At 54.2% G+C, this 808-nt stretch carries 1 protein-coding gene; it reads right to left on the bottom strand.

Translation table 11 applies throughout. The features are described from left to right. Window positions 1-50: 50 nt before the first annotated feature. Entirely contained in the window at window positions 51-761 is a 711-nt protein-coding gene (locus ACR0AD_RS21140; protein WP_480489522.1) for an IS6 family transposase, read from the bottom strand. Window positions 762-808 lie beyond the last annotated feature (47 nt).

Here is an 808-nt window from a genome sequence, read left to right as displayed (position 1 = left end):
GGTATTGCCAAGTTGTTTGAGGATGCATGAAAAGTGATTTTGTTCCGCGCTCAGGCTGTCATTTCTGCAGTGTATTCATCCCAGAGTGTGAATGCATCAGCCCGTGCGTGGCGGTATGAGATGGCGGTGAGTTGGTATCGGCGGGGGCGGAAGATTAAGTTGATCTGCTCATGCGCAGACAGAAACCTCTGGGCTTGCGGATGTGATTTGAACCGCCCAAACATTTTTTCTCGCTTCCGTGTCGGCCTGTGCGACACTTCGATTGCATTATTCAGGCCTTTGTGGGCGCGATGGTCGGCGTCCGGAGCCAACTTATTGATCGGCTTGATGTAGCTGCGCAACTTGTCAGTGATTACGACCCTCGGTTCACCAAATTGGGCCACCAGCCTTTGAAAGAACCGCTTTGCAGCCCTTGCGTTCCGACGTGTTTGTACGAGAATGTCGAGGACATCACCATTTGCGTCGATGGCGCGCCATAGCCAGTGTTTTCTGCCACGGATCGAAATCACGACTTCGTCCATGTGCCACTTGTCGTTTGGCCGCGGACGATCTCGTCGGATGCAGTCTGCGAAATGCTGCCCAATCCGATTGACCCATAGCCGGATCGCTTCCCGGCTTACAATCACGCCCCGCGCTGCCAACAGGTCCTCAACATCCGCCGTGCTCAGTGCAAAGCGGTGGTACGCCCAGACTGCATAAGCAATGATCTCACGAGGATAGCGGAACCCTTTTAGGCGTGGCATATTGGTCGGATTGTTCATGGCCCGCGGATAGCCCAGTCAAGACAGACGAACAACTTGGCAATACC

The sequence above is a fragment of the Ruegeria sp. BH8 genome (assembly GCF_056538065.1).
Note: the sequence above shows the minus strand (reverse complement) of the source record. Positions and strands in the feature narration are given on the sequence as shown.